Here is a 22,604-nt window from a genome sequence, read left to right as displayed (position 1 = left end):
AAAGGCAAAATAGTTTCGCGAGTATACCACCCTTCGACAAAGGTTTTCAGTGAAGGTTCCTTCATCTGGGGTATTTTTAAGCTAAATCGACATCTTATAGTGAGCGGTCACTACTCTAAAACCATATAGCCTTCGGGATAACCGTCTTGTTTCACTTTATTGAGTAATCGGTCAGCAAGCTCTGCTTGGCCGATTGGACCGAGCTGTAGTCTAAACATATTGTTTGCCGGTTGTACACGGGTCTTGACTTGATATTTCTTCTCCAGATCCTTCGCCATTTTGTTTAGCTTATGCTGATCTTTCGAGGCGACCAATTGTATGTAGTGATTACCTGAAGATTGGATGCTGGCGATGGCTGACTGAGTCGCAGCCTTATTGCCCACATAAATCACATCCAGCTTAATGCGCGCGGTACCTGTACCTAACATGCCCAGCTTATAAGCGGCGGCATAGGATAAGTCTAAAATCCGGTCGGAGTGGAAAGGGCCGCGATCGTTAATCCGAATAATCACCTGCTTATTGTTATCTAAATTGGTGATGCGAGCGTAGCTTGGTAGGGGGAGGGTCTTATGGGCTCCAGACATGCCGAACATATCGTAGGGTTCACCATTGGATGTCTCATAGCCGTGGAATTTTTCACCATACCATGAGGCTCGGCCTGTTTCGGAGAATCCTTCACCCGAGTCTAATACTGTATAGGACTCACCATAAACCGTGTAAGGTTTATTACCGCGACGGCTGTAAGGCTCGTATTTTGGGGTCGCGTTTGGCACATGGTCCACATTGGGTGGATTGATGGGCATCTTGTCGTTTTTTAGCGCATAGCGGCCCTTGTTGGGATCCATGTTCTTGTTCTTCTCGCTGGCCGAGCCAGAATTAGAACTCGAGCAGGCCGCAAGCGCAAAACAGCAGCCGAGCATCAAGAGCGGTAAAAGGTTATTTTTTAGCGTCATGTTGTTGCTTCAGTTGTTGGCTAAATTGATAAACGGCCATGGAATACAAAGGGCTACGGTTATAACGGGTGATCACATAAAAGTTATTGAGTCCTAACCAGTAGTCCTTGCTATCCACTTGTTCCAGCTCGATAAGCATGGCCTTTTGCGAGGCATTTAAATCGCGGGCGGTGGCCAGCGATAAACTTGGGCTGAGAATATCAGAAACCTTGTACTGCAACTTCTCGCCGGCCCACACTTTGGCTTTAGGCGCATTAGGACTGCTGTTCACTAAGGGGAGCGCAACGGGCGCGTGCAATTGCCAGCCGTGTTCATGGAAATAATTGGCAACACTGCCAATGGCGTCCTCTGGACTCTGGAGTAAATCACGGTTGCCGCTGCCATCAAAATCCACGGCATAGTGGCGGTAGCTTGACGGAATAAACTGACCAAAGCCCATGGCGCCAGCGTAAGAACCCTTGAGGCTATTGATATCTAAGTGTTCTTCTTTTACCAGCTTCATCAGCTCGCCAAATTCCTTGCGAAAGAATGTGGCTCTTGGCTCGTAATAAAACCCTAAGGTATAGAGCGCGTCGATTACCGGATAATTGCCCGTGTACTGACCATAGAAGGTTTCGATACCAATAATGGCAACAATAATTTGTGGCTCGACTTGGTACTTTGTCGCGGCCTTGGCAATCGTTGCCTCGTGTTTTTTCCAGAAGGCTAGACCCGCGTTGAGGCGTTTCTCGGTGAGGAAAATCGGATAATACTGGTGCCAAGGCTTAGCTTCCCAAGGGCGAGAAATCGCATCGATAACCGCTTGGTTGTAATTGGCTTTGGCCAAGAAATTTTCCACTTCGGCTTGGGTAAAGCCTTGTGCCATTTGGGTTTTTATAAACTCTGCCTTTAAGGCCTCGGGCAATACAGGTGTTGGCGCCTGTGTGGTGACGGCCGCGCTTGGTGGCGGTGTCGTTGTTGCTTGCTCGTTCGCGGTCGAGCAGCCAATGAGGTATGAACTGAGGCAAAGCACTGCCAGTGGAGCCAAACAAGCTCGAAGAATAGGCATTAAGAAGTCCCTAAAAATTATCTATCTACAAAACGTCTATGGGTATGAATGCTCATAAGAATGCCAAACCCTGTCATCAATGTCAGCATGGAAGTGCCACCATAACTGACAAGGGGTAAAGGTACACCCACCACAGGCAGGATACCTGAAACCATACCAATATTCACAAAAACATAAACGAAGAAAGTCAATGTGATACTGCCGGCAAGGAGTCTGGCAAAGCTGGTTTGCGCCCGAGAGGCGATGACTAAGCCGCGTCCGATGATGTAGAGATACATCAGGAGCAGGATAATACTGCCTATCAGGCCAAACTCTTCACCGATCACCGCAAAGATAAAGTCGGTGTGACGTTCGGGGATAAATTCTAATTGGGATTGGGTGCCATCGAGCCAACCTTTACCCCAGAGACCGCCGGAGCCAATGGCGATTTTCGATTGAATGATGTGGTAACCGGCGCCTAGCGGATCCTGTTCAGGATCGAGCAGGGTCAATACGCGGGTTCTTTGGTAATCGTGCATCAGGAAGTACCAAAGGATCGGTAAGAAGGCTAATACGGCGGCAATAAATCCGCCCACAATTGCCCAGCTCATGCCCGATAAAAACAGTACAAAAATGCCCGATGCTGCCACCAAAATCGAGGTGCCTAAGTCAGGTTGTTTAGCGATTAATAGAGTTGGTATTAGCAGGATAACGCCTGCCCCTGCTAGATAGCGTTTCTTTGGCGGCAGAGGGAACTTACTGATATACCATGCCATAGTGATGGGGAAGGCGAGCTTAATCAGTTCCGATGGCTGGAACTCCATAAAGCCTAAGTTCAGCCAGCGCTGCGCACCTTTATTGATTTCCCCAAAAAAATGTACCCCAAGCAGCAGCACAATCCCCGCAAGATAAATTGGCAGGGCCCAGCGTTTGAGTGCCTCGGGATTGATCTGCGCCATGGTAAACATAATGCCTAGGGATAAAAACATCCTAAACAGCTGGCGCTCCATCATGCCAAGATCTTCACCGCTGGCGGAGTAGATAACAAACAGGCCAAAGCCCATGACGGCAAATAGGCCGAGCAGTAAGGGCAAGTCGATATGCATTCGTTGCCAGATATTTTGACGTGGTTGGGCACTCATGGCGTTGGTTTCCAAGTGTCTCTTAGCATGTATTCATCGAGCATAGCGCGGGCGACAGGGCCTGCGTTTGCGCCACCCCAGCCGGCGTTTTCCATCACCACTGCGAGGACGATTTTCGGATCTTCAAAGGGCGCGTAGGCGACGACGAGGGCGTTATCGCGGAAATGCTCGGCAATCTTGTTGGCATCGTACTTAGTGTTTTCGGCTACGCCAATGACCTGCGCCGTACCGGTTTTCATCGCGGCCGTGTAACTGGCGTCGGTAAAACGTGACTTATGAGCAGTCTGGCGCATGGCTTCGTTGATGATTTTCCAGTTGCGCGGATTTTTAAGCTCAATCGGTGGTAACTCGTTAATTGGCGAGTCAATTTTGGCCGTATTATCTTTAATCGACTTTAACAAATGTGGCGGGAAGCGGCGACCATCATTGGCGAGAATGGCGGTGGCGCTGGCTAATTGCAATGGCGTTGCTGTCCAGTAGCCTTGACCGATACCGACAGAAATCGTGTCGCCAATATACCAAGCCTGATTGTATTTTAAGCGCTTCCATTCTTTTGAGGGCATATTGCCTGCCGACTCTTCGAAAATATCGACCCCGGTATTCTGTCCAAAGCCGAATTGTTCCATAAAGCGGGCGATAGGGTCGACACCGATTTTATAAGCCAATTCATAGAAGTAGGTATCGCAGGATTCGACGATGGCGCTGTAGACGTTCACCCAGCCGTGGCCCCAACGTTTCCAGTCGCGGTATTTACGCTCAACGCCGGGGATTTGCCAAAAGCCAGGGTCCCAAATACGGGTGTGCTCGGTGACGGCTTTTTCATCCAATCCCAGCAGGGCGATAATGGGTTTGACCGTCGAGGCTGGTGCATATTGGCCTTGGGTGGCGCGGTTAATCAGCGGGCGGGATTTATCGTTCAATAAATCGCTGTAATCTTTGCTGTTAATCCCTTGGACGAACTGGTTGGGATCGTAACTTGGGCTCGAGACTAGGGCCAAGATACCACCGTCTCTCGGATCAATAGCGACAATCGAGCCACGGTGACCTTGGAGTAATTCCACGGCCTTTTGCTGCAATTGCAAATCGAGGGTTAAGTAAATATCTTGCCCCGGCTCCGGTGGTACGATTTTAAGGGTACGGATAGTTCGGCCGCGGTTGTTCACTTCTTCTTCGAGATGACCCGGCGTGCCGTGTAGCAGAGATTCATAAAACTTTTCAATGCCTTGCTTACCAATATCCTTGGTGGCGGCATAGTTCTTCCATTGATCGTTACGCTCCAATTGGGCGCGATCGCGGGTGTTGATTTTGCCCACATAGCCCAGCACATGGGTGAGCTGGCTCGCATAGGGGTAGTTACGCTTTAAACCCGCCTCGACGGAAATCCCAGGAAAGCGATGCTGGTTCACGCTAAAAATCGCCACTTGCTCTTCAGTCAGCTGATTTTTAAGGGTGAGCGGCTTAAAGCGGCGGTGAAACTTTAAGGCGTCGGTAAAGGTTTCGCGCTCATCTGGGGTGATCTCGATTAACTTGCCTAGCTCGTCCAAAGTCTCGGACATATTGGCAATTTTCTCTGGAACCAGATCGAGGGAGTAAAAGGGTTGGTTTTCGGCGAGGAGTACGCCGTTTCTGTCGTAAATCAGGCCACGGCTTGGGGCGATGGGCACGACGCGAATACGGTTGTCATTAGAGCGCGTTTCGTAATCTTTATAGGATTCAACTTGAAGGTGATAAAGATTGGTCACCAACACGCTCAAGAGGGCGACAACACAAAAAAAAGTGAACAGCGCACGGCGCTTAAACAGTGACGCCTCGGCGGCGTGGTCGTGCATGGTTATCCGCTTTTTTGGCGACACTTAGGCTATCTCCAGCTGATCCCATCCGGGTGGTTGACACTCGTTAACATCAAGATCCCGCTATTCTCTGTGATAAGGGTGATTGGTGTTCACGCTCCACGCGCGGTATAAGCTTTCGGCAACCACAATCCGCACCAAAGGATGGGGCAGGGTTAATGCCGACAGGCACCAACTCTGATGGGCGGCTTCCTTACAGGCGGGCGCTAAGCCTTCGGGGCCGCCAACCAGTAAGCTCACATCACGACCATCGAGTTGCCATTTGTTCATGGCGGTCGCCAATTCTGGCGTAGTCCAGTTTTTGCCGGGAAGATCTAAGGTGACAATGTGATTGCCCTTAGGGATAGCCGCTAACATTTGCTCGCCTTCCTTTTGCAGGATACGAACGATATCAGCGTTTTTTCCGCGCTTGCCGGCAGGGATTTCAATCAGTTCCAGCGCCATATCTCGGGGGAAGCGGCGTTGGTACTCTTCAAAGCCGCGGGTGACCCAATCGGGCATCCGTGTCCCTACTGCGATGAGTTGCAACTTCATTAGGCTTGCTTTTCTGACCAGAGCTTTTCAAGCTGGTAGAAATCGCGGGTTTGGTCTTGCATAACATGCAGGATCACGTTGCCCATATCCACCAATACCCATTCGCTGCTGTCGCGGCCTTCGATACCAATTGGTGGAATGCCGGCCGCTTTCGCTTCGAGCACGAGGTTTTCGGCGATCGCTTTCACGTGAGTTTTAGATGTACCTGAACAAATCACCATGTAATCGGTAATGTTAGATTGGTTGCTGACATCGATAACCACGACGTCACGGGCTTTTAAATCGTCGATTTTATCGACAACAAACTGCTTTAATTCGGCGCTCTGCACGCTGATGTACCTCATTTATTTTAAATAGCGCGCTAGTATATCAGTCTTGCGCTGTGGAATACATTATCTTAGCGGCCGAGTTTGTATTATTGGCGCGGGATTTTGGGCCTAGGAAAAATAAAGCCGTTGTTTTTGAATGTAATTTAAAGTGATGGGCAGGAGGGCATCCTGTGGAATTTCCCCCATGGCCAGTTGTGAGCGAATTTGGGTGGACGAAATATCCTGTGGGCTTATATCGACGGTAAAGATGCGTCCATGTTGCGGCGCGCTTGAGTGACTGAAGGTTTCAAGCGTTGCCTGACGGGCGCTTAGTTCATGCAGCATTGGATGCCCTTCGGCTAAATGCCAACCCGGGCGCTGACATACCACAATATTGGCTAATTCAAACAGTTGCTGCCATTTATGCCAGCTTTGCAGATGAATAAACGAATCCATCCCCATGATAAAAAACAGTTCGTCCTCGGGATAAAGCAGACTTAACTGCTTAAGGGTGACAACGGTATAGGATGGGCTGTCGCGTTTAGCTTCGATATCACAGAGCTCGAAGCCGGGTAAACTCGCACATACCTGCGCGACCATTTCGAGCCGCTGCGCTGTGGTCGAGTGAGTGGTGTTCTTATGCGGCGGAATATGGTTGGGCATCAGCAGGATTTTATCCAGCTTGAGACTGGCTTTGACTTCCATCGCGGGGCGAATATGGCCGTAATGTATGGGGTCGAAGGTGCCGCCTAAAATACCGATACGCATTCAGTCAGTGCCTTAATCTAAGCTGATATGGGCCAAATGGCCGTGGGCCTTGGGATCGAACAATAAGCACAGGTGGCTGAGCCCTGTCCAATCTTCATGGCCTAATTGCTTTAGGTTCAGCTCCAGCTTAGACGCGAAGGCAAGCATATGTTCGATTTGGGTGAGGCTTAAGCGCTGCAATGCGGTTTGGTACAAGGGTTTGCGTTTATCCCAAATTCGATGTTTACCAAAGAGACTATTTAAGGGCGCGCCTTGGGCCTGTTCACTCTTGAGGCTGAGCAGTAACTGCAGCTCTTTAAACAAAGCCCAGAGTAAAATCGGCATGGCCGTGCCTTCACCGTTGAGCTGGGCCAGCATATGCTGAGCACTGTCTTGGCGATTATTCAGCAGCGCATCGGTGAGTTGAAACACGGTAAAGCGGGATTGATCTTCAAAGTAATGGCTTAATTCGTCGGCACCGATGGGTTGGCTTGGGCTTAACAGTTGTAGCAACTGCATGGCCTGATCGGCGGCGAGTAAATTCCCTTCGTACAGGGTGTAGAGCATAGCGCGCGCATCGGGTTGTAAATTAAGCTTAAAGTGCGCAATGCGTGAGTCGAGCCAACGTCTGAATTGGTCGCCCTCTGGCGTGGTGCAGGGCAAATAAATCCCTAAGCTATCTAAGGTTTTTAACCACTTGCTATTGGTTTGCTCGCTGGCGAGTTTTGGGCCTTCGAGGATCAGCAGTACATCGGGATTCGGCGTTTGCAGTAACGCTTGTAGCGCCGCCGAACCATCAGCACCGGGTTTTGCGTTGGGTAGTGTTAGCTCAATAATGCGCCTGCTGGAAAACAGGCTCATGGATTGCCATTCTTGGGTCAAGTCACCCCAGTTAAAACCCGTTTCCTGGATTAACTGAACGCGCTCTTCAAACCCTTGGCGTTTGGCCGCTTGGCGGATCTGATCCTTGGCGGTTTCGAGCAACCAAGGATCATCACCAAAAATCAGGTAGCAAGCGTGAAGCGGATTGAGATGGCGGGAGAGTTGATCAGGATAAACACGCATTTAAATCACTCTCCACATTTTGTTGCAGTGCCACATTAATTTGGACCCTGCATTAATTCACCTCTGTGCTGGCCATGGATTGCAGGATCCGGTCGGCCGCCTGGATACGCATTTCTTTGACTAACAGTTCCATCTCACGGCTTTTAGCCAGTGCAGTGCGAGGATCGTCTAAGTAATCGCGGCGAATTTCAATCTTGAAAGGCTGCGCCTCTTTACCCGGCAAGGCCACGGCAAACTCGACGAAATAGATAAGCTCATACTCGGCCACATTGCCCGTAGGGTAAAGCGACAGGGTCGAACGCTCTAAGGAGTCGGTGATGAGCCTTAACACTGGCACATCATTGGCAGCATCGACAATCTTGACGTTGTTCAAACGTAACCGCTCACGCACCAAACGGGTGAGTTCGCTGTATTCGTCCGAGCTGCTCAAACTGAGTTGATTGAGCTGCTCGGGGATTTGGTAGCTACGTTGAAGCTTAAAACCGCAACCTGCGCTGGTCATAAGAACCAGCGCCATGATTGCGAAAGCTAAGCGTTTAATTAGCATAAGTTTTCGCGGTTTCCTGTTTGTCTTGTGGACAGCATCCGTTTATCACAGCAACGATGTTAGTTGGCAACGATGCTGAGCAGTTTACCGGGTACATAGATAACTTTACGAACCGTAACACCATCTAAGTACTTGATGACTTGCTCGTCCGCCATACCCAGCGCTTCAACAGACGCTTGGTCAGCATCGGCTGCGACTGTGATCTTAGCGCGCACTTTACCGTTCACTTGTACCACGATGAGTTTGCTGTCTTCTACCAGTGCAGATTCATCGACAACAGGCCATTGGCTGTCTTCGATGCTGTTGGTGTTGCCCAGTTCGTTCCACAGGGTAAAGCTTACGTGTGGGATGATTGGGTACAGTAAACGCACTACCGCAGTTAAGGCTTCGCCGATAATGGCTCTGTCTTGGCCTGTGGTTTGCGGCGCTTTTTGCAGATGGTTCATCAGTTCCATCACGGCGGCAACCGCAGTATTGAACATCTGACGACGGCCGATATCATCGGTCACCTTAGCGATGGTCTTGTGCACTTCACGGCGCAGCGCTTTTTGCTCGCTAGTTAATTTGCTCACGTCTAAGGCTTCGCTGTTGTCCTGCGCCACATAATCGCTGGCCAGTTTCCACAGACGTTTGATAAAGCGGTGCGCGCCTTCAACGCCAGACTCTTGCCATTCCAGGGTTAATTCTGGTGGAGAGGCGAACATCATAAACAGACGAACTGTGTCGGCGCCGTATTTCTCTACCATCACCTGAGGATCGATACCGTTGTTTTTCGACTTAGACATCTTGCTCATACCGGTATAAACCAGTTCGTTGCCGTCTTTATCGATAGCTTTAGTCACTCGGCCCTTGTCGTCTTTTTCGGTAGTCACTACATCCAGTGGCGACACCCATACACGGGCACCTTTGTCGTTGGTGTAGTAGAAGGCATCGGCCAGAACCATACCCTGAGTCAGCAGCTGTTTTGCTGGCTCGTTAGTGTTGACTAGGCCCGCGTCACGCAGCAACTTGTGGAAGAAACGGAAGTACAACAAGTGCATACAGGCGTGTTCGATACCACCAATGTACTGATCTACGGGCAACCAGTAGTTAGCCTTGGTTGGGTCTAACATTTGGTCAGCCTGTGGGCTGCAGTAACGGGCGTAATACCAAGAAGATTCCATAAAGGTATCGAAGGTATCGGTTTCGCGCAGCGCGTCTTGACCGTTAACTTGGGTTTTTGCCCATTCTTTATCGGCCTTGATTGGGCTTTGGATACCGTCCATCACCACATCTTCTGGCAGAATAACTGGCAGTTGATCTTCAGGCGTTGGGATAACAGTACCGTCGGCTAAGGTCACCATAGGGATAGGTGCGCCCCAGTAACGCTGGCGTGAAACACCCCAGTCACGCAGACGGTAGTTTACTTGGCGTTTGCCTTTACCTTCAGCCACTAATTTGTCGGCGATGGCATTGAAGGCGCCGTCAAAGTCTAAACCGTCTAACTCGCCAGAGTTAAACAGCACGCCTTTTTCGGTGTAAGCCGCTTCGCTGATGTCTAACTCGCCGTCAACAGGTTTGATAACCGCTTCGATGGGCAGATTGTACTTTTTCGCAAATTCGTAATCGCGTTGGTCGTGACCAGGAACGGACATCACGGCACCAGTGCCGTAGTTCATCAGTACAAAGTTAGCCGCCCAAATGGGCACTTGTTTGCCAGTGATAGGGTGAATAGCGTATAGACCAGTCGCGACACCACGCTTTTCCATGGTGGCTAAATCGGCTTCAGACGTTGTGCTGTTTTTGCACTCATCGATAAAGGCAGCAAGCTCAGGGTTAGATTGCGCTGCTAATTCTGCTAATGGGTGACCCGCGGCAATCGCCACATAGGTTACGCCCATCAGGGTATCTGGACGGGTAGTGTAGATGTCGAATGACTTGTCGCTACCAGCAACACCAAAGGTCATTTCCACGCCTTCGCTGCGACCAATCCAGTTGCGCTGCATGGTCTTAACTTGCTCAGGCCAGCCGTCTAAGGTGTCGATATCGTTTAACAGTTCTTCGGCATAGGCGGTGATCTTAATGAACCACTGTGGAATCTCTTTTTGTTCTACAGGGGTATCACAACGCCAGCAGCAACCGTCTTGTACTTGCTCGTTTGCCAGTACGGTTTCATCGTTAGGGCACCAGTTAACAGAAGCTGTTTTCTTGTAAACTAAGCCTTTTTCGTACAGTTTAGTGAAGAACCATTGTTCCCAGCGGTAGTATTCTGGGGTACAAGTGGCGATTTCACGGCTCCAGTCATAGCCAAAACCTAACAGTTTTAGCTGATTCTTCATGTACTCAATATTTTGATAAGTCCATGGTGCTGGTGCGGTTTTGTTGTTGATTGCGGCGTTTTCTGCAGGCAAACCGAAAGAGTCCCAACCGATAGGTTGTAGCACGTTTTTGCCTTGAAGACGCTGGAAGCGGGCAACCACATCGCCTATGGTATAGTTGCGAACGTGTCCCATGTGGAGTCGACCTGAAGGATAGGGGAACATCGAAAGGCAATAAAACTTTTCTTTGTTCGCATCTTCAGTAACTTCAAAGGTTTTGTTGTCGTGCCAGTGCTTTTGCACTAAGGCTTCAATTTCTGAGGGATTATATTGCTCTTGCATCACGCTATTTCCGGCAGTGCCGCCTATTTATTTGATCTAACGCCATATCGACGCGAATAAGATCTGCATAGAATAAACTAGAAGCGATGCATTAAAAAGGTTCTATGAAGGAGTATTGGTTATGAATGATAGAAGTAGTGCGCTACTAGGACTGTATCAAGCCTTAATTAACGAAGTGAAAGCGCAATTTGCGGAAGATAACTCGCTGACTGCAAAGAATTTATTTAAGTCTGTCACTCAAGGGAAAGAGTTTTTACGCCTCAAAGAACAAGCGGGGGAAGATGAGCTCGCCTTAGTGGAGCAATTCTTAAAGCGTGATATTTCCAGCTTTTTGCGTGAGCAAAACGCCGATAGCTTAAGTCATAGCCCAACGGTGATCACCCTAGAAAATACTCTATGGCATTGGTTAAGTGAAATCACTGACCGCAGCCAAGTGGAGTGGCATGAGTTGGCTCAAGACTTCAAACATCACGGTTATTACCAGAGTGGCGATATTGTTAGCCAAGGGGTGATGGTGTGCACTAATTGTGGCCATGAAATGAGTATTGAGTTCCCGGGAGTGATCCCAGATTGTCCCGAGTGTGACCATGAAGAGTTTACCCGCGAGGCGTTAACGCCTTAGTCTTATAGTTTTCCCAAAAATAAAAAACGACGCTTAGCGTCGTTTTTTATGCGTCATCAACAGCCTTGGACATTGATATCGTAAAGCGGTGGTGTGCTGGCATCGGCAGCTTGGGTGTAGCGGAAATAACACTGATCGTCATCGACTAAGGTGTTGTCATTCAAGTCGTAGCCAATATACGTAATATCAATCCCTTGGTATTGAATAACGAGTTTATCGTCTTTCTCAATCCATTTTTGGATATCGGTATTGTCTAGATATCCCCATTTGAGTCGGGTTTCGGCCACGCCATCACCATCAAGATCAACGTCAATAATATCGTCACGGCCAGCAACGGCTTGGCTCTGCAAGCTCGGCATTTGGGTCTTGGAATAGGCTAAGGTATTCGCGGTTTTAACGCTGGCTTGGAGTTGCAGCAGGCTTTTTTCCCGCGCCTCTTTACTCATGCCGATAAATTTCGGCGCCGCAATAACCGCTAAAATCCCGAGCACTATGATAACGACGACGAGTTCGATTAAGGTAAAACCTTGAATGCGTTTCTGATTAATCAATTTCTAACTCTATTGTTGTTTTTGACGACGAACAAACCCGACTAATAGCAGCGCACCACACAGCAATAGCAGCGGTGTTTGGCCGATTTTGGCAAACCAAGTTTGGCCTGTGACCAGTGGAATCGTCGCGCTCAGTACGCCCGTTTCAAATTGTGGCAGTGCAGCTGTTATATTGCCATGCTCATCGACAACCGCTGTTACACCATTATTGGTGGCGCGAACCAAAGGGCGGCCCAATTCGATGGCGCGCATTTGGGCTATTTCCATATGCTGCAACGGACCATTTGAGGTGCCAAACCACGCATCATTCGATACGGTTAATAGCAGATCCGTACCGAGGTTAACACTGTCACGCAGCTGCTCTGGGAAGGCAATTTCATAACAAATTGCCGGAGCAATTTTATGGCCTACGGCGCTCAAATTCGGCTGTTGATAATCGCCCCGTGCGAAGGAGGACATTGGCAGATTAAAGAAAGGGGCAATCGGGCGCAGTAAGGCTTCAAAGGGCACAAACTCACCAATAGGCAGTAGATGATGTTTCTTAAACTGGTTGCTGCCATCGCTCTCATAATCCGGCGTGTCTTGCTGCTTCTGATTGTGGTTACCTAGCACAATCAAAGAGTTATAAAACTCGTCATGTTGACGGCTAATAATCCCCGTAATGATTGAAGTGTGGTTAAGGTTGGCAACCTTGTTAGCATTATCCAAAAAGTCTTGCACCATAGATTCTGGCGCCGGGATCGCGGCCTCTGGCCAGACGATAATGTCAGCATCAAAGTGCTCGCGGGATAAATCCATGTATTTCAATAGGGTTGGCCAGAGTGCTTCGGGTTCCCATTTCATACTTTGGGGAATGTTTCCCTGAACAAGTGCAACTTTAACTGACTCGCCCGTTGGCTTTATTTGCGTTAGCTTTGGGGCGGTCCAAGCCGCGACTGCGATGATCGGCAGTAAAATCAACAGGCTTTTGTAGCGCTTGCTAAAACACAGAGCCAAGGCGCCAGCGAGCATCGCAATTAAGAAACTGAGTCCCAAGGCGCCAATAATACTCGCGAGTTCCTTTAATGGACCTTGGGTTTGGGAGTAGCCGGCCCAGATCCAAGGAAACCCTGTCATCACCCAGCCTCTGGCCCATTCGGTTAAGACCCAAAGCGCGGGGAAGAGGAGTAGGTTACGCCATAAGGAGGGCGTATTAGCGCGAGTCAACCACGCTAAACCGAGACCCGTTAAGGCCGGATAGAGGGCTAAATAGAGGGCTAACAGCGCCATTAGCCCCACTGACGCGGCTAAGGGTAGGCCACCGAAGGTGTCCATACTGACATGCACCCAACTGATCCCAACGGCAAAACAGCCAAAACCAAAGCTTAACCAATGGAAGAAGCTGGCTTTAGAACTTAGGGAGCCACTCAGCCATAGGGCTAAGGCCATGGCGACGGGATAGATAATCCACAAGGAATAAGGGGCAAAGGAAAGCGCCGTACTGGCGCCTAAAATAAACGCCAGCACGAGCCGTAACACGCTCAGTCGGGACTTTTGTTGGGCAAAAGCCCGAATGTTAGTTAGCACGGATAATTCTTCTTACACTGAGCGTTATTCTTACGCAGAGGCTTATTCTACGTCTTCACCGACATTGGGATCGGGGAGTTTAACTCTGAGTTGGATTAAGCGTCTGGTATCGGCATTGATGACTTTAAATTCAATTCCTTCGATCATAATGCTCTCATTACGCTCTGGTAGATGACCAAAGGCATGGGACACTAAACCACCGACGGTATCAAACTCTTCATCGCTGAAGTGAGTATTGAATTCTTCGTTAAAATCCTCGATAGGCGTCAACGCTTTTACCATGTAGACAGTGTTGCCGACCTTGCGGATCTCAGTGTCTTCAGGGCTATCGTGATCGAATTCATCTTCAATCTCACCGACAATTTCTTCGAGAATATCTTCAATGGTTACCAGACCCGATACTCCGCCGTATTCGTCGACGACAATCGCCATATGGTAACGCTGGGAGCGGAATTCTTTGAGTAACACATCGACGCGTTTGCTCTCAGGCACAACGACGGCGGGGCGGATCACGCGCTCAAGGGAGAAGGGTTCTTCACTGTTTGAGAAACCATAAGGGATCAAATCTTTAGCCAGTAAAATGCCTTCGATATGGTCCTTATCTTCGTTCACCACAGGGAAGCGAGAATGGCCTGAACCGATAACAGTTGCGAGCAATTCTTCGACGGTATTGTCGATTTGAATCGCGACAATTTGAGCTCGTGGGATCATAATATCCCGAACACGCATATCGGAAACTTCCAATACACCTTTAATCATTTCGCGGGTGTCTTCAGATATCAGTTCACGCTGTTCTGCGCCATCAATTACATCAACTAAGTCTTCGCGATTTTGAGGTTCGCCCTGAAATAACTGACTTACTCTGTCAAACCAGCTTTTCTTTTGGGCGCTCGTACTCGGGGGGATATCGTCACTCATAGTTTTCTCATTAACCTTGATAGAGAGTATCTCAGTTAATTATTGTTCCTTATATGGGTCAGTAAAACCTAAGCTTTCAATTAGTTGAGTCTCTAATGACTCCATCTCTTCGGCTTCTTCGTCTTCAATGTGATCATAACCTAGCAGATGCAGGCAACCATGTACAACCATGTGTGCCCAATGGGCTTCTAGGGTTTTATCTTGTTCACGCGCTTCATTTTCAACGACTGTGGCACAAATGACAAGATCTCCAAGCAGTGGAAGTTCAATTTCTGGCGGTGCTTCAAAGGGAAACGACAACACATTAGTGGGCTTGTCTTTCCCTCTGTAAGTGCTGTTTAGCATTTGGCTTTCACGGGCATCGACGATGCGAATGGTCAGCTCCGCCTGTTCCATGCTGTTACCAATGGCGGTTTTTACCCAGAGGGCAAACTGCTCTTCGCTCGGCAGATAGTCACTCGCCGTGGCGTATTGCACATCTAAGGCTAAATCAAGACTCATGCTTTAAAACTTCCGGTTGCGTTTGTGGGTGCGCTTGTTGATAGTCGCGGCGCTCTTTTTCGGCCTTTAATGCTTGCTCTTTACGATCGTAAGCATCATAGGCTTCGACAATCCGAGCAACCACAGGGTGACGCACTACGTCTTGAGACACGAAGAAGTTAAAACTGATTTCCTCGACTTGGCTCAGGACTTCAATAGCGTGGCGCAGACCCGACTTAACATGTTTGGGTAAGTCTGTCTGGGTGATGTCACCGGTGATCACCGCGCGTGAGTTAAAGCCAATACGGGTTAGGAACATCTTCATCTGTTCGACGGTGGTGTTCTGACTTTCATCGAGAATAATAAAAGCATCGTTTAGGGTGCGACCACGCATATAGGCGAGCGGCGCTACTTCGATGACGTTTTTCTCGATTAAGCGTTCCACCTTTTCAAAGCCGAGCATTTCAAACAAGGCATCATAAAGTGGGCGCAGGTAAGGGTCGACTTTCTGGCTTAAATCACCGGGTAAGAAGCCGAGTTTTTCCCCTGCTTCAACCGCGGGGCGGGTGAGCAGAATACGGCGCACTTCTTGACGCTCTAATGCATCAACGGCGGCGGCCACTGCTAAGTAGGTTTTACCCGTTCCCGCAGGGCCAATACCAAAGGTAATATCATGGCGCACAATGTTGGCCACATAGGTGCTTTGGTTGGGGTTGCGCGGTTTAATCACACCACGGCGGGTTTTGATAAATAAAGATTTATCGTCACCGCTGTCGTCCTGTTCGAGGGCTATGGCTTCTTGAATTGCCAAATGCACCTGCTCAGGATCGAGATCTGGCGTGCTGCCCTTGACCGTTTGGGTCTCGATATAGAGCTGCTTAAGTAAGTTATTGGCACTTAAACAGTTACGCGGCAGTCCGGTAATTTGAAAATGGTTGTTCTTACGGACTATCTCAACGCCAACGCGACGCTCAATCTGTTTGATATTGTCATCGAAGGGACCGCACAGCGAGGCCAAACGGCGGGTTTCTGCGGGTTCGAGATACAGATTCATTGTGGTTAATTTACTGGACAAATAGTACTCCTATTGTCAAATACCAAGCAAAGTGCCGAGTGAAAGCTAAGTGCGATGTCAGTCAACTATCGCAGCCTCTATTCAGAAGATAATCTCAGTTTACGAGCCATCCATCATAATTGCTAACGGAAAATCATCAATTACAGCAGTTGTTAAGGCCATAAAATAAGAGGGCGACATTGTCGCCCTCTTTATATAGGTACACTCACCCAAGATTTAAACCCTTAAGGTTTAAATTGAGTGACACCGAGATCATCATCTTGCTTATGCTTCGCCAGAATATCCGATGGGCGCAGGTTACGGCGCAGATCCATTTCATCTTCACCGCGGATAAATTTACCGCGTAGTGAGTTAGTGTAAACGTCGACAATCTCGACATCCACAAAGGTACCAATGTGTTTTGGTAAGCCTTCAAAGTTCACCACACGGTTGTTTTCGGTGCGACCGCGCAGTTCCATCGGGTTTTTCACCGAGGGGCCTTCAACCAGAATGCGTTGCACTGTGCCCATCATATGGCGGCTGTAACGCATGGCCTGTTGAGTGATGCGGTCTTGTAGAATGGCCAGACGTTGTTTTTTCTCTTCCATATCAACGTCATCGGGTAAATCTGCCGCTGGCGTGCCTGGGCGCGCACTGTAGATAAAGCTAAAGCTGTGGTCAAAACCTACATCTTCAATCAGCTTCATGGTATCGGCGAAGTCTTCTTTCGTTTCGCCAGGGAAACCAATAATAAAGTCGGAGCTGATTTGGATATCTGGACGAGCTTTACGCAGGCGGCGGATGATAGATTTGTACTCAATCGCCATATGGCCACGTTTCATTGCGGTGAGAATGCGGTCAGAACCTGACTGCACGGGTAAGTGCAGGAAGCTGACTAATTCAGGCGTATCTTCGTAAACGTCGATGATATCCTGGGTAAATTCAATCGGGTGACTGGTGGTGAAGCGAATACGGTCGATGCCGTCAATAGCGGCAACATAGCGTAATAGCTCGGCAAAGGTACAGATCCCGCCATCGTGGGTTGCGCCACGGTAAGCATTGACGTTTTGACCGAGCAGATTGACTTCGCGCACACCTTGTTCTGCCAGTTGGGCAATTTCAAGAATGATGTCGTCCGATGGGCGGCTGACTTCTTCACCACGGGTATAAGGTACCACGCAGAATGAACAGTATTTGCTACAACCTTCCATAATTGACACAAACGCCGTTGGGCCTTCGGCGCGTGGTTCGGGAAGACGGTCAAATTTTTCGATCTCAGGAAAACTCACGTCGATCACAGCTTTATCGCCGCGGCGTACTTGTTCGATCATCTCCGGTAGACGGTGAAGCGTCTGTGGGCCAAAGATGATGTCAACACAATGAGCTCGGTCTTTAATCGCTTTACCTTCTTGAGATGCAACACAGCCACCCACACCAATAATCAGGTCAGGATTTTTATCTTTGAGTGTTTTCCAACGACCTAACTGATGGAACACTTTTTCCTGTGCTTTTTCACGGATAGAACAAGTGTTCAGCAGCAGAATATCTGCTTCTTCTGCTTCTTCAGTTAAGGTGTAACCTTGGTATTCGCCTAAAAGATCCGCCATCTTAGATGAGTCGTACTCATTCATTTGACAGCCCCAAGTTTTAATATGGAGTTTTTTGCTCATCAGTTGTGTTGCCCTACGCTGCCCTGTAAAAAGAGTCCCGAGCCGTCGTTGCCTTGTAAAAAGACCAACAGACCGCCCAGTCAAAATAGCGCGACATTTTACCCGCAGTTGTGGCTGCTGACCAGCGTTGTCCACATTTTTACTCGCTAATCCTATCGGATTATGATACCCACAAAGAAGCTAGGTTTATCGCTATTGATGGGTTTTAGGTGATTTATTCTTGGTGACTTAGTGCGACATTTGCCATTGGCAACAAGCTATTGCTGGAGCAAATGCCAATGTCTTCACGGATTTAGAGTCGAAATACGTTCAACATTTCCGTGGTGTCATGATATAGGGCATAATCGAGCCTGTTGCGGTAACTGACGGTAACGTTTACATGGTTGGTGTGGCAGCCTATGCATTATTTACAGCGCAGCTGTTGCGAATGGCGATGGTGTGACAAGGTGCATTTGACAAGTCTAAACAACAATATGAGTGGTAATTAAGATGAGCCGAACAATGAGCCAAACACAGCAATCTGCACCGATAACATCAGAGACGCAATCCTTTGATGTGGTTTTAGTCGGTGGCGGCATGGTGGGTGCGGCAACGGCGATTGGTCTTGCACAGCAAGGACTTAACGTTGCTGTAGTTGAGTCCTTTACGCCCGAGGCTTATTCTCCAGAGCAGGCATTAGATGTACGCGTTTCGGCAATAAGCGTTGCCTCTGAACATTTACTTGAGCAGTTAGGCGCATTAGACAGCTTACTTAAGATGCGTAATGTGCCTTATCTCGGCTTAGAGACTTGGGAGCTTGATGGCTGTATTACTCAATTCCATAGTTCACAAATCGGCGCTAGCCATTTAGGCCATATCGTTGAAAACCGTTTAGTGCAGCTCGCCCTGTGGGAGCAAATGCAGCAATGGGAAAATATTCAACTCTTTTGCCCTGAGCGCGTTGCCTACTTTGCGCGTGGTGTTGATACGGTAAGCGTGCACTTACAATCTGGTTATTCACTCGAGGCTAAGCTGTTGGTTGGCGCTGACGGTGCGAATTCTCAAGTACGCCAATGGGCGGGCATTGGGATTTCGGGTTGGGACTATGCTCAATCGGCCATGCTGATTAATATCCAAACCGCCCAAGGTCAACAAGATGTGACTTGGCAGCAATTTACACCTAGCGGCCCACGTTCCTTGTTACCTTTACCCGGTAATCATGCCTCGTTAGTTTGGTATGATGATGCCAATCGCATCAAACAGTTAATGCAACTGAACAATAAACAGTTGGCCGACCAAATTCGCCAGCATTTTCCATCTCGTTTAGACAGTGATTTTACGGTTGAGGCAAAGGGCAGCTTTGCGCTCACGCGCCGGCATGCTCAGGCTTATTTTAAGCCAAATGTGGTGATTTTAGGGGATGCAGCGCACACCATTAATCCGCTTGCTGGTCAAGGGGTTAACCTTGGATTTAAAGATGTTGGAGCTTTGTTGACAGCCATCAAGACGGCATTAACTGAGGATAAACCATGGTGGTCAACCGAGGTGTTAAGCCAATATCAAGCAAAACGTTACCTTGATAATCAGCTGATGATGACCACCATGGATGTGTTTTACGCTAGCTTTAGTAATGATATTTTGCCGCTTAAATTACTTCGCAATGGCGCATTAAAATTGGCCAATATCAATTCTCCCATCAAACAAACTGTACTTAAGTACGCGATGGGGCTCAATTAGTTCCTCGTTGTGAGCACTTGCTCACTCGGCATTTGTTGACTTACGCATTGAGTGCTAAAATGCCGCGTTTTTAACGAGTATAAGCGGCATTATTAGCTCAATATGGTCGACCTGTGTGCTTTGCCATCGACCAATTAACCCAGTATTGAGTGCCATTAGTGAGTGTCATGAGCGAAATTAAATTAATCGTAGGCCTTGCCAATCCGGGCGCTGAATATGCCCAGACTCGCCATAATGCGGGTGCTTGGTATGTGGAAGAATTAGCCCGTATTTGTGGTGTGAGCTTAGTCGCCGATAGCAAGTATTTTGGCCTGACAGCCAGAGCCGTATTACACGGTAAAGATGTGCGTTTACTCATACCGACTACCTATATGAACTTAAGTGGTAAAGCCGTAGGTGCTTTAGCTAATTTCTTTCGTATTACACCTGAAGAAATTCTGGTGGCCCACGATGAGCTGGATATGCCACCGGGCGTGGCTAAATTTAAACTCGGTGGCGGCCATGGTGGTCATAACGGTTTAAAAGACATTATTGCCAAATTAGCCAATGATAAAAACTTCTATCGTTTACGGATTGGGATTGGTCATCCCGGCGATAAAAATAAAGTCAGTGGTTACGTACTGGGTAAGGCTCCCGCGAAAGAGCAAGAGCTGATCAATGCTGCCGTAGACGAAGCCGTTCGCTCAACTGAAATTTTATTTAAAGAGGACATGGTGAAAGCCATGACTCGATTACACTCCTTTAAAGCGGAGTAATATTTGGGTAGGCGCTTTGTTATAGGTCGCTATTCAAACGTCAAGACGATTTATCAATGTGCTGCCAAGGGGCAGTGCGACTAAAACTTGCTGGTGAGTGTGACTTGCCAGCCAATCATCGAGAGAAAGGTAAGAATATGGGTTTTAAATGCGGCATTGTTGGTCTTCCTAACGTAGGTAAATCAACGCTTTTTAATGCGTTAACTAAGGCTGGCATCGAAGCGGCAAACTTCCCGTTTTGTACCATTGAGCCAAACACTGGTGTAGTGCCTGTGCCGGATCCTCGTTTAGATGCGCTGGCGGCAATTGTTAATCCTCAACGTATACTGCCAACCACCATGGAGTTCGTGGATATCGCAGGCCTAGTTGCAGGTGCTTCTAAAGGTGAAGGTTTAGGAAACAAGTTCCTTGCTAACATCCGTGAAACCGATGCGATTGGTCATGTGGTACGTTGTTTTGACGATGACAACATCGTTCACGTTGCAAACAAAGTGGATCCTGCTCGTGATATCGAAGTGATCAATACCGAGTTGGCGCTTGCCGACTTAGATAGCTTAGAGCGCGCCGTTATTCGTCAGCAAAAACGTGCTAAGGGTGGCGATAAAGACGCTAAGTTTGAGGTAGAAGTCCTTGAGAAAATGCGTCCAGTGCTCGATGAAGCCAAAATGCTGCGCTCAATGGATCTTTCTAAGGAAGAATTAGAAGCTGTTGCTTACTTAAACTTCTTAACCTTAAAGCCAACCATGTACATTGCCAACGTGGCTGAAGATGGGTTTGACAATAACCCACACTTAGATGCAGTGCGTGCCATTGCTGAAAAAGAAAACGCCATTGTGGTTTCAGTGTGCGCTGCAATTGAATCTGAACTAGCTGAAATGGATGTTGAAGAACGCGATGAGTTTATGGCAGACCTTGGGTTAGAAGAGCCTGGGTTAGATCGCGTGATCCGTGCGGGTTACCAGTTATTGAACCTGCAAACTTACTTCACTGCGGGCGTAAAAGAAGTGCGTGCTTGGACCGTTTCTGTAGGCGCGACTGCACCACAGGCGGCGGGCGTTATCCATACCGACTTCGAACGTGGGTTTATCCGTGCGCAAGTGGTGGCATTTGACGACTTTATTGCCTATAAAGGTGAAGCTGGCGCCAAAGAGGCGGGTAAATTACGTGTAGAAGGCAAGACTTATATCGTTCAAGATGGCGATGTGATGCACTTCCTGTTTAACGTATAAGTTAGCCATTATTGGGCTAAGCTGTAGAAAGTTAGGCAAAATACGGGCAACAGAGGCTGATTTAGTGTATCTGTTGCTCAGTTTGGTGAAGTAATAGCCGAACGGTTTGTATCAAGGAAAATAGCGAAAAAAAGCTGTTGACCTCGATACCTCGAATAAGCATAATACGCCCCGTTCCTCGCTACGAGGGGCGCGCAATAACGAAGTGGCAATGTAGCTCAGCTGGTTAGAGCACAGCACTCATAATGCTGGGGTCGCAGGTTCAAGTCCCGCCATTGCTACCATTTCGTTATACTAGCTTTTGCTAGCATCGCTTCAGGATGTAAAATTGAAACTGTGCGGGAATGGTGAAATTGGTAGACACGCCAGATTTAGGTTCTGGTGCCGCAAGGTGTGAGAGTTCAAGTCTCTCTTCCCGTACCATTATTTTAAACATCTGCGTTAGCGGGTGATGAAACAAGTTTTAGTTGGGGTATCGCCAAGCGGTAAGGCACCGGGTTTTGATCCCGGCATACCTAGGTTCGAATCCTAGTACCCCAGCCATCATTTCATGTTTCTCAGTTTTTGGGGTATCGCCAAGCGGTAAGGCACCGGGTTTTGATCCCGGCATACCTAGGTTCGAATCCTAGTACCCCAGCCATGGCAATGTAGCTCAGCTGGTTAGAGCACAGCACTCATAATGCTGGGGTCGCAGGTTCAAGTCCCGCCATTGCTACCATATTTAAATCCACGTAAATCAATTGATTTATCTGGTAAAAATCCAGAGATGTTTGTATGAGCAAATCTGGTACATTTTGATGCGGGAATGGTGAAATTGGTAGACACGCCAGATTTAGGTTCTGGTGCCGCGAGGTGTGAGAGTTCAAGTCTCTCTTCCCGTACCATAAAAATGCAACCGTAAAGGTTGAAGACAAGTTAATTGGGGTATCGCCAAGCGGTAAGGCACCGGGTTTTGATCCCGGCATACCTAGGTTCGAATCCTAGTACCCCAGCCATAGTTAAAAAGCCCGTCCTTTGACGGGCTTTTTGCTTTCTGTCTTTTGTATATGCTTGTCGAATCATCCTCTGGTTACTTCGCTATTTTTCAATCTTCTCCTCCATTGTTAGTGTGTTATGGCATTGCTGAGTGTTTTGGCGATATGAGAATGACTAATGGCTAAGATGCGCTTAATTGGCTTAGATAGGTGTTTATAGAGATAAAAAAGCCACAGTGTTCAATAAACACTGTGGC

General features: G+C 48.4%; 20 protein-coding genes and 7 tRNA genes. 11 read left to right on the top strand and 16 right to left on the bottom strand.

The features are described from left to right. Positions 1–110 precede the first annotated feature (110 nt). The 10 genes from IEY09_RS06060 to leuS form a co-directional block, all read right to left on the bottom strand. Positions 111–953: a septal ring lytic transglycosylase RlpA family protein gene (locus IEY09_RS06060; RefSeq protein ID WP_188870257.1), complete on the bottom strand. Its 843-nt coding sequence runs from the start codon at positions 951–953 to the stop codon at positions 111–113. Continuing rightward, entirely contained in the window at positions 937–2,001 is a 1,065-nt protein-coding gene (mltB, locus tag IEY09_RS06055; protein ID WP_188870255.1) for a lytic murein transglycosylase B, read from the bottom strand. The genes IEY09_RS06060 and mltB overlap by 17 nt, the downstream gene beginning before the upstream one ends. Before the next feature lie 17 nt (positions 2,002–2,018). Then, entirely contained in the window at positions 2,019–3,122 is a 1,104-nt protein-coding gene (gene rodA, locus IEY09_RS06050) for a rod shape-determining protein RodA (protein WP_023268305.1), read from the bottom strand. Continuing rightward, a complete protein-coding gene (gene mrdA, locus IEY09_RS06045) occupies positions 3,119–4,975 on the bottom strand; it encodes a penicillin-binding protein 2 (protein WP_188870253.1) in 1,857 nt (618 codons plus the stop codon). Before mrdA ends, rodA begins: the two co-directional genes overlap by 4 nt. A 60-nt stretch (positions 4,976–5,035) precedes the next feature. After that, entirely contained in the window at positions 5,036–5,506 is a 471-nt protein-coding gene (gene rlmH / locus IEY09_RS06040; RefSeq protein WP_011621784.1) for a 23S rRNA (pseudouridine(1915)-N(3))-methyltransferase RlmH, read from the bottom strand. Beyond that, a complete protein-coding gene (gene rsfS / locus IEY09_RS06035; RefSeq protein WP_037430791.1) occupies positions 5,506–5,835 on the bottom strand; it encodes a ribosome silencing factor in 330 nt (109 codons plus the stop codon). Before rsfS ends, rlmH begins: the two co-directional genes overlap by 1 nt. 108 nt (positions 5,836–5,943) lie before the next feature. After that, the gene (nadD, locus tag IEY09_RS06030; protein WP_133178624.1) at positions 5,944–6,582 is read right to left on the bottom strand and encodes a nicotinate-nucleotide adenylyltransferase; all 639 of its coding nucleotides are present in this window, start codon (positions 6,580–6,582) and stop codon (positions 5,944–5,946) included. 12 nt (positions 6,583–6,594) lie between these two features. Beyond that, positions 6,595–7,626: a DNA polymerase III subunit delta gene (gene holA, locus IEY09_RS06025; RefSeq protein ID WP_188870247.1), complete on the bottom strand. Its 1,032-nt coding sequence runs from the start codon at positions 7,624–7,626 to the stop codon at positions 6,595–6,597. Positions 7,627–7,678: 52 nt separating this feature from the next. Further along, positions 7,679–8,173 carry an LPS-assembly lipoprotein LptE gene (locus IEY09_RS06020; protein ID WP_055648086.1) on the bottom strand — a complete coding sequence of 165 codons (495 nt, stop codon included), beginning with the start codon at positions 8,171–8,173 and terminating at the stop codon, positions 7,679–7,681. Positions 8,174–8,232: 59 nt separating this feature from the next. Beyond that, positions 8,233–10,812 (bottom strand): leucine--tRNA ligase, encoded by a 2,580-nt coding sequence (leuS, locus tag IEY09_RS06015; protein ID WP_188870245.1) that lies wholly within the window; start codon positions 10,810–10,812, stop codon positions 8,233–8,235. Positions 10,813–10,933: 121 nt separating this feature from the next. On the opposite strand from leuS, the gene IEY09_RS06010 reads away from it, so the two are divergent. Then, positions 10,934–11,434, top strand: coding sequence for a zinc ribbon-containing protein (locus IEY09_RS06010; RefSeq protein WP_188870243.1), 501 nt, complete (start codon positions 10,934–10,936; stop codon positions 11,432–11,434). 56 nt (positions 11,435–11,490) lie between these two features. Here IEY09_RS06010 and IEY09_RS06005 read toward each other — a convergent pair whose 3' ends face one another. The 6 genes from IEY09_RS06005 to miaB form a co-directional block, all read right to left on the bottom strand. Next, positions 11,491–11,985, bottom strand: coding sequence for a type II secretion system protein (locus tag IEY09_RS06005; protein ID WP_188870241.1), 495 nt, complete (start codon positions 11,983–11,985; stop codon positions 11,491–11,493). A 9-nt stretch (positions 11,986–11,994) separates the two neighbouring features. Continuing rightward, positions 11,995–13,551, bottom strand: a complete 1,557-nt coding sequence (lnt, locus tag IEY09_RS06000; protein WP_188870239.1) for an apolipoprotein N-acyltransferase — start codon at positions 13,549–13,551, stop codon at positions 11,995–11,997. A gap of 42 nt (positions 13,552–13,593) precedes the next feature. Then, positions 13,594–14,469, bottom strand: a complete 876-nt coding sequence (corC, locus tag IEY09_RS05995) for a CNNM family magnesium/cobalt transport protein CorC (protein WP_188870237.1) — start codon at positions 14,467–14,469, stop codon at positions 13,594–13,596. Positions 14,470–14,508: 39 nt separating this feature from the next. After that, a complete protein-coding gene (gene ybeY, locus IEY09_RS05990) occupies positions 14,509–14,970 on the bottom strand; it encodes an rRNA maturation RNase YbeY (RefSeq protein ID WP_069453343.1) in 462 nt (153 codons plus the stop codon). Beyond that, positions 14,960–16,024 (bottom strand): PhoH family protein, encoded by a 1,065-nt coding sequence (locus IEY09_RS05985; protein ID WP_188870235.1) that lies wholly within the window; start codon positions 16,022–16,024, stop codon positions 14,960–14,962. The genes ybeY and IEY09_RS05985 overlap by 11 nt, the downstream gene beginning before the upstream one ends. A 224-nt stretch (positions 16,025–16,248) precedes the next feature. Next, positions 16,249–17,673 carry a tRNA (N6-isopentenyl adenosine(37)-C2)-methylthiotransferase MiaB gene (gene miaB / locus IEY09_RS05980; RefSeq protein ID WP_055648090.1) on the bottom strand — a complete coding sequence of 475 codons (1,425 nt, stop codon included), beginning with the start codon at positions 17,671–17,673 and terminating at the stop codon, positions 16,249–16,251. A 501-nt stretch (positions 17,674–18,174) separates the two neighbouring features. On the opposite strand from miaB, the gene IEY09_RS05975 reads away from it, so the two are divergent. The 10 genes from IEY09_RS05975 (at position 18,175) to IEY09_RS05930 (ending at position 22,368) form a co-directional block, all read left to right on the top strand. Further along, positions 18,175–19,389: an FAD-dependent oxidoreductase gene (locus IEY09_RS05975; RefSeq protein WP_069453342.1), complete on the top strand. Its 1,215-nt coding sequence runs from the start codon at positions 18,175–18,177 to the stop codon at positions 19,387–19,389. Positions 19,390–19,556: 167 nt separating this feature from the next. After that, positions 19,557–20,144 carry an aminoacyl-tRNA hydrolase gene (gene pth / locus IEY09_RS05970; protein ID WP_037415200.1) on the top strand — a complete coding sequence of 196 codons (588 nt, stop codon included), beginning with the start codon at positions 19,557–19,559 and terminating at the stop codon, positions 20,142–20,144. 137 nt (positions 20,145–20,281) lie between these two features. Then, a complete protein-coding gene (gene ychF, locus IEY09_RS05965; RefSeq protein ID WP_037431408.1) occupies positions 20,282–21,373 on the top strand; it encodes a redox-regulated ATPase YchF in 1,092 nt (363 codons plus the stop codon). Positions 21,374–21,580: 207 nt separating this feature from the next. Further along, positions 21,581–21,657, top strand: a tRNA-Met gene (locus IEY09_RS05960). A 54-nt stretch (positions 21,658–21,711) separates the two neighbouring features. Further along, a tRNA-Leu gene (locus IEY09_RS05955) sits at positions 21,712–21,796 on the top strand. 45 nt (positions 21,797–21,841) lie between these two features. Further along, a tRNA-Gln gene (locus tag IEY09_RS05950) sits at positions 21,842–21,916 on the top strand. 22 nt (positions 21,917–21,938) lie between these two features. Continuing rightward, a tRNA-Gln gene (locus IEY09_RS05945) sits at positions 21,939–22,013 on the top strand. Position 22,014: 1 nt separating this feature from the next. Further along, a tRNA-Met gene (locus IEY09_RS05940) sits at positions 22,015–22,091 on the top strand. An 81-nt stretch (positions 22,092–22,172) separates the two neighbouring features. Next, a tRNA-Leu gene (locus IEY09_RS05935) sits at positions 22,173–22,257 on the top strand. 36 nt (positions 22,258–22,293) lie between these two features. After that, positions 22,294–22,368 (top strand) — tRNA-Gln (locus IEY09_RS05930). Positions 22,369–22,604: the final 236 nt, after the last annotated feature.

The organism is Shewanella xiamenensis (assembly GCF_014647135.1).
Classification (GTDB): Bacteria; Pseudomonadota; Gammaproteobacteria; order Enterobacterales; family Shewanellaceae; genus Shewanella; species Shewanella xiamenensis.
This window is presented reverse-complemented; position numbering and strand designations above follow the sequence as displayed.

Coding starts and splice junctions, on each gene's coding strand:
- mltB (WP_188870255.1), bottom strand. CDS start 2,001: ATGCCTATTCTTCGAGCTTGTTTGGCTCCACTGGCAGTGCTTTGCCTC.
- IEY09_RS06020 (WP_055648086.1), bottom strand. CDS start 8,173: ATGCTAATTAAACGCTTAGCTTTCGCAATCATGGCGCTGGTTCTTATG.
- ybeY (WP_069453343.1), bottom strand. CDS start 14,970: ATGAGTCTTGATTTAGCCTTAGATGTGCAATACGCCACGGCGAGTGAC.
- miaB (WP_055648090.1), bottom strand. CDS start 17,673: ATGAGCAAAAAACTCCATATTAAAACTTGGGGCTGTCAAATGAATGAG.
- leuS (WP_188870245.1), bottom strand. CDS start 10,812: ATGCAAGAGCAATATAATCCCTCAGAAATTGAAGCCTTAGTGCAAAAG.
- holA (WP_188870247.1), bottom strand. CDS start 7,626: ATGCGTGTTTATCCTGATCAACTCTCCCGCCATCTCAATCCGCTTCAC.
- corC (WP_188870237.1), bottom strand. CDS start 14,469: ATGAGTGACGATATCCCCCCGAGTACGAGCGCCCAAAAGAAAAGCTGG.
- rlmH (WP_011621784.1), bottom strand. CDS start 5,506: ATGAAGTTGCAACTCATCGCAGTAGGGACACGGATGCCCGATTGGGTC.
- rodA (WP_023268305.1), bottom strand. CDS start 3,122: ATGAGTGCCCAACCACGTCAAAATATCTGGCAACGAATGCATATCGAC.
- ychF (WP_037431408.1), top strand. CDS start 20,282: ATGGGTTTTAAATGCGGCATTGTTGGTCTTCCTAACGTAGGTAAATCA.
- IEY09_RS06010 (WP_188870243.1), top strand. CDS start 10,934: ATGAATGATAGAAGTAGTGCGCTACTAGGACTGTATCAAGCCTTAATT.
- IEY09_RS05975 (WP_069453342.1), top strand. CDS start 18,175: ATGAGCCAAACACAGCAATCTGCACCGATAACATCAGAGACGCAATCC.
- IEY09_RS06060 (WP_188870257.1), bottom strand. CDS start 953: ATGACGCTAAAAAATAACCTTTTACCGCTCTTGATGCTCGGCTGCTGT.
- nadD (WP_133178624.1), bottom strand. CDS start 6,582: ATGCGTATCGGTATTTTAGGCGGCACCTTCGACCCCATACATTACGGC.
- pth (WP_037415200.1), top strand. CDS start 19,557: ATGAGCGAAATTAAATTAATCGTAGGCCTTGCCAATCCGGGCGCTGAA.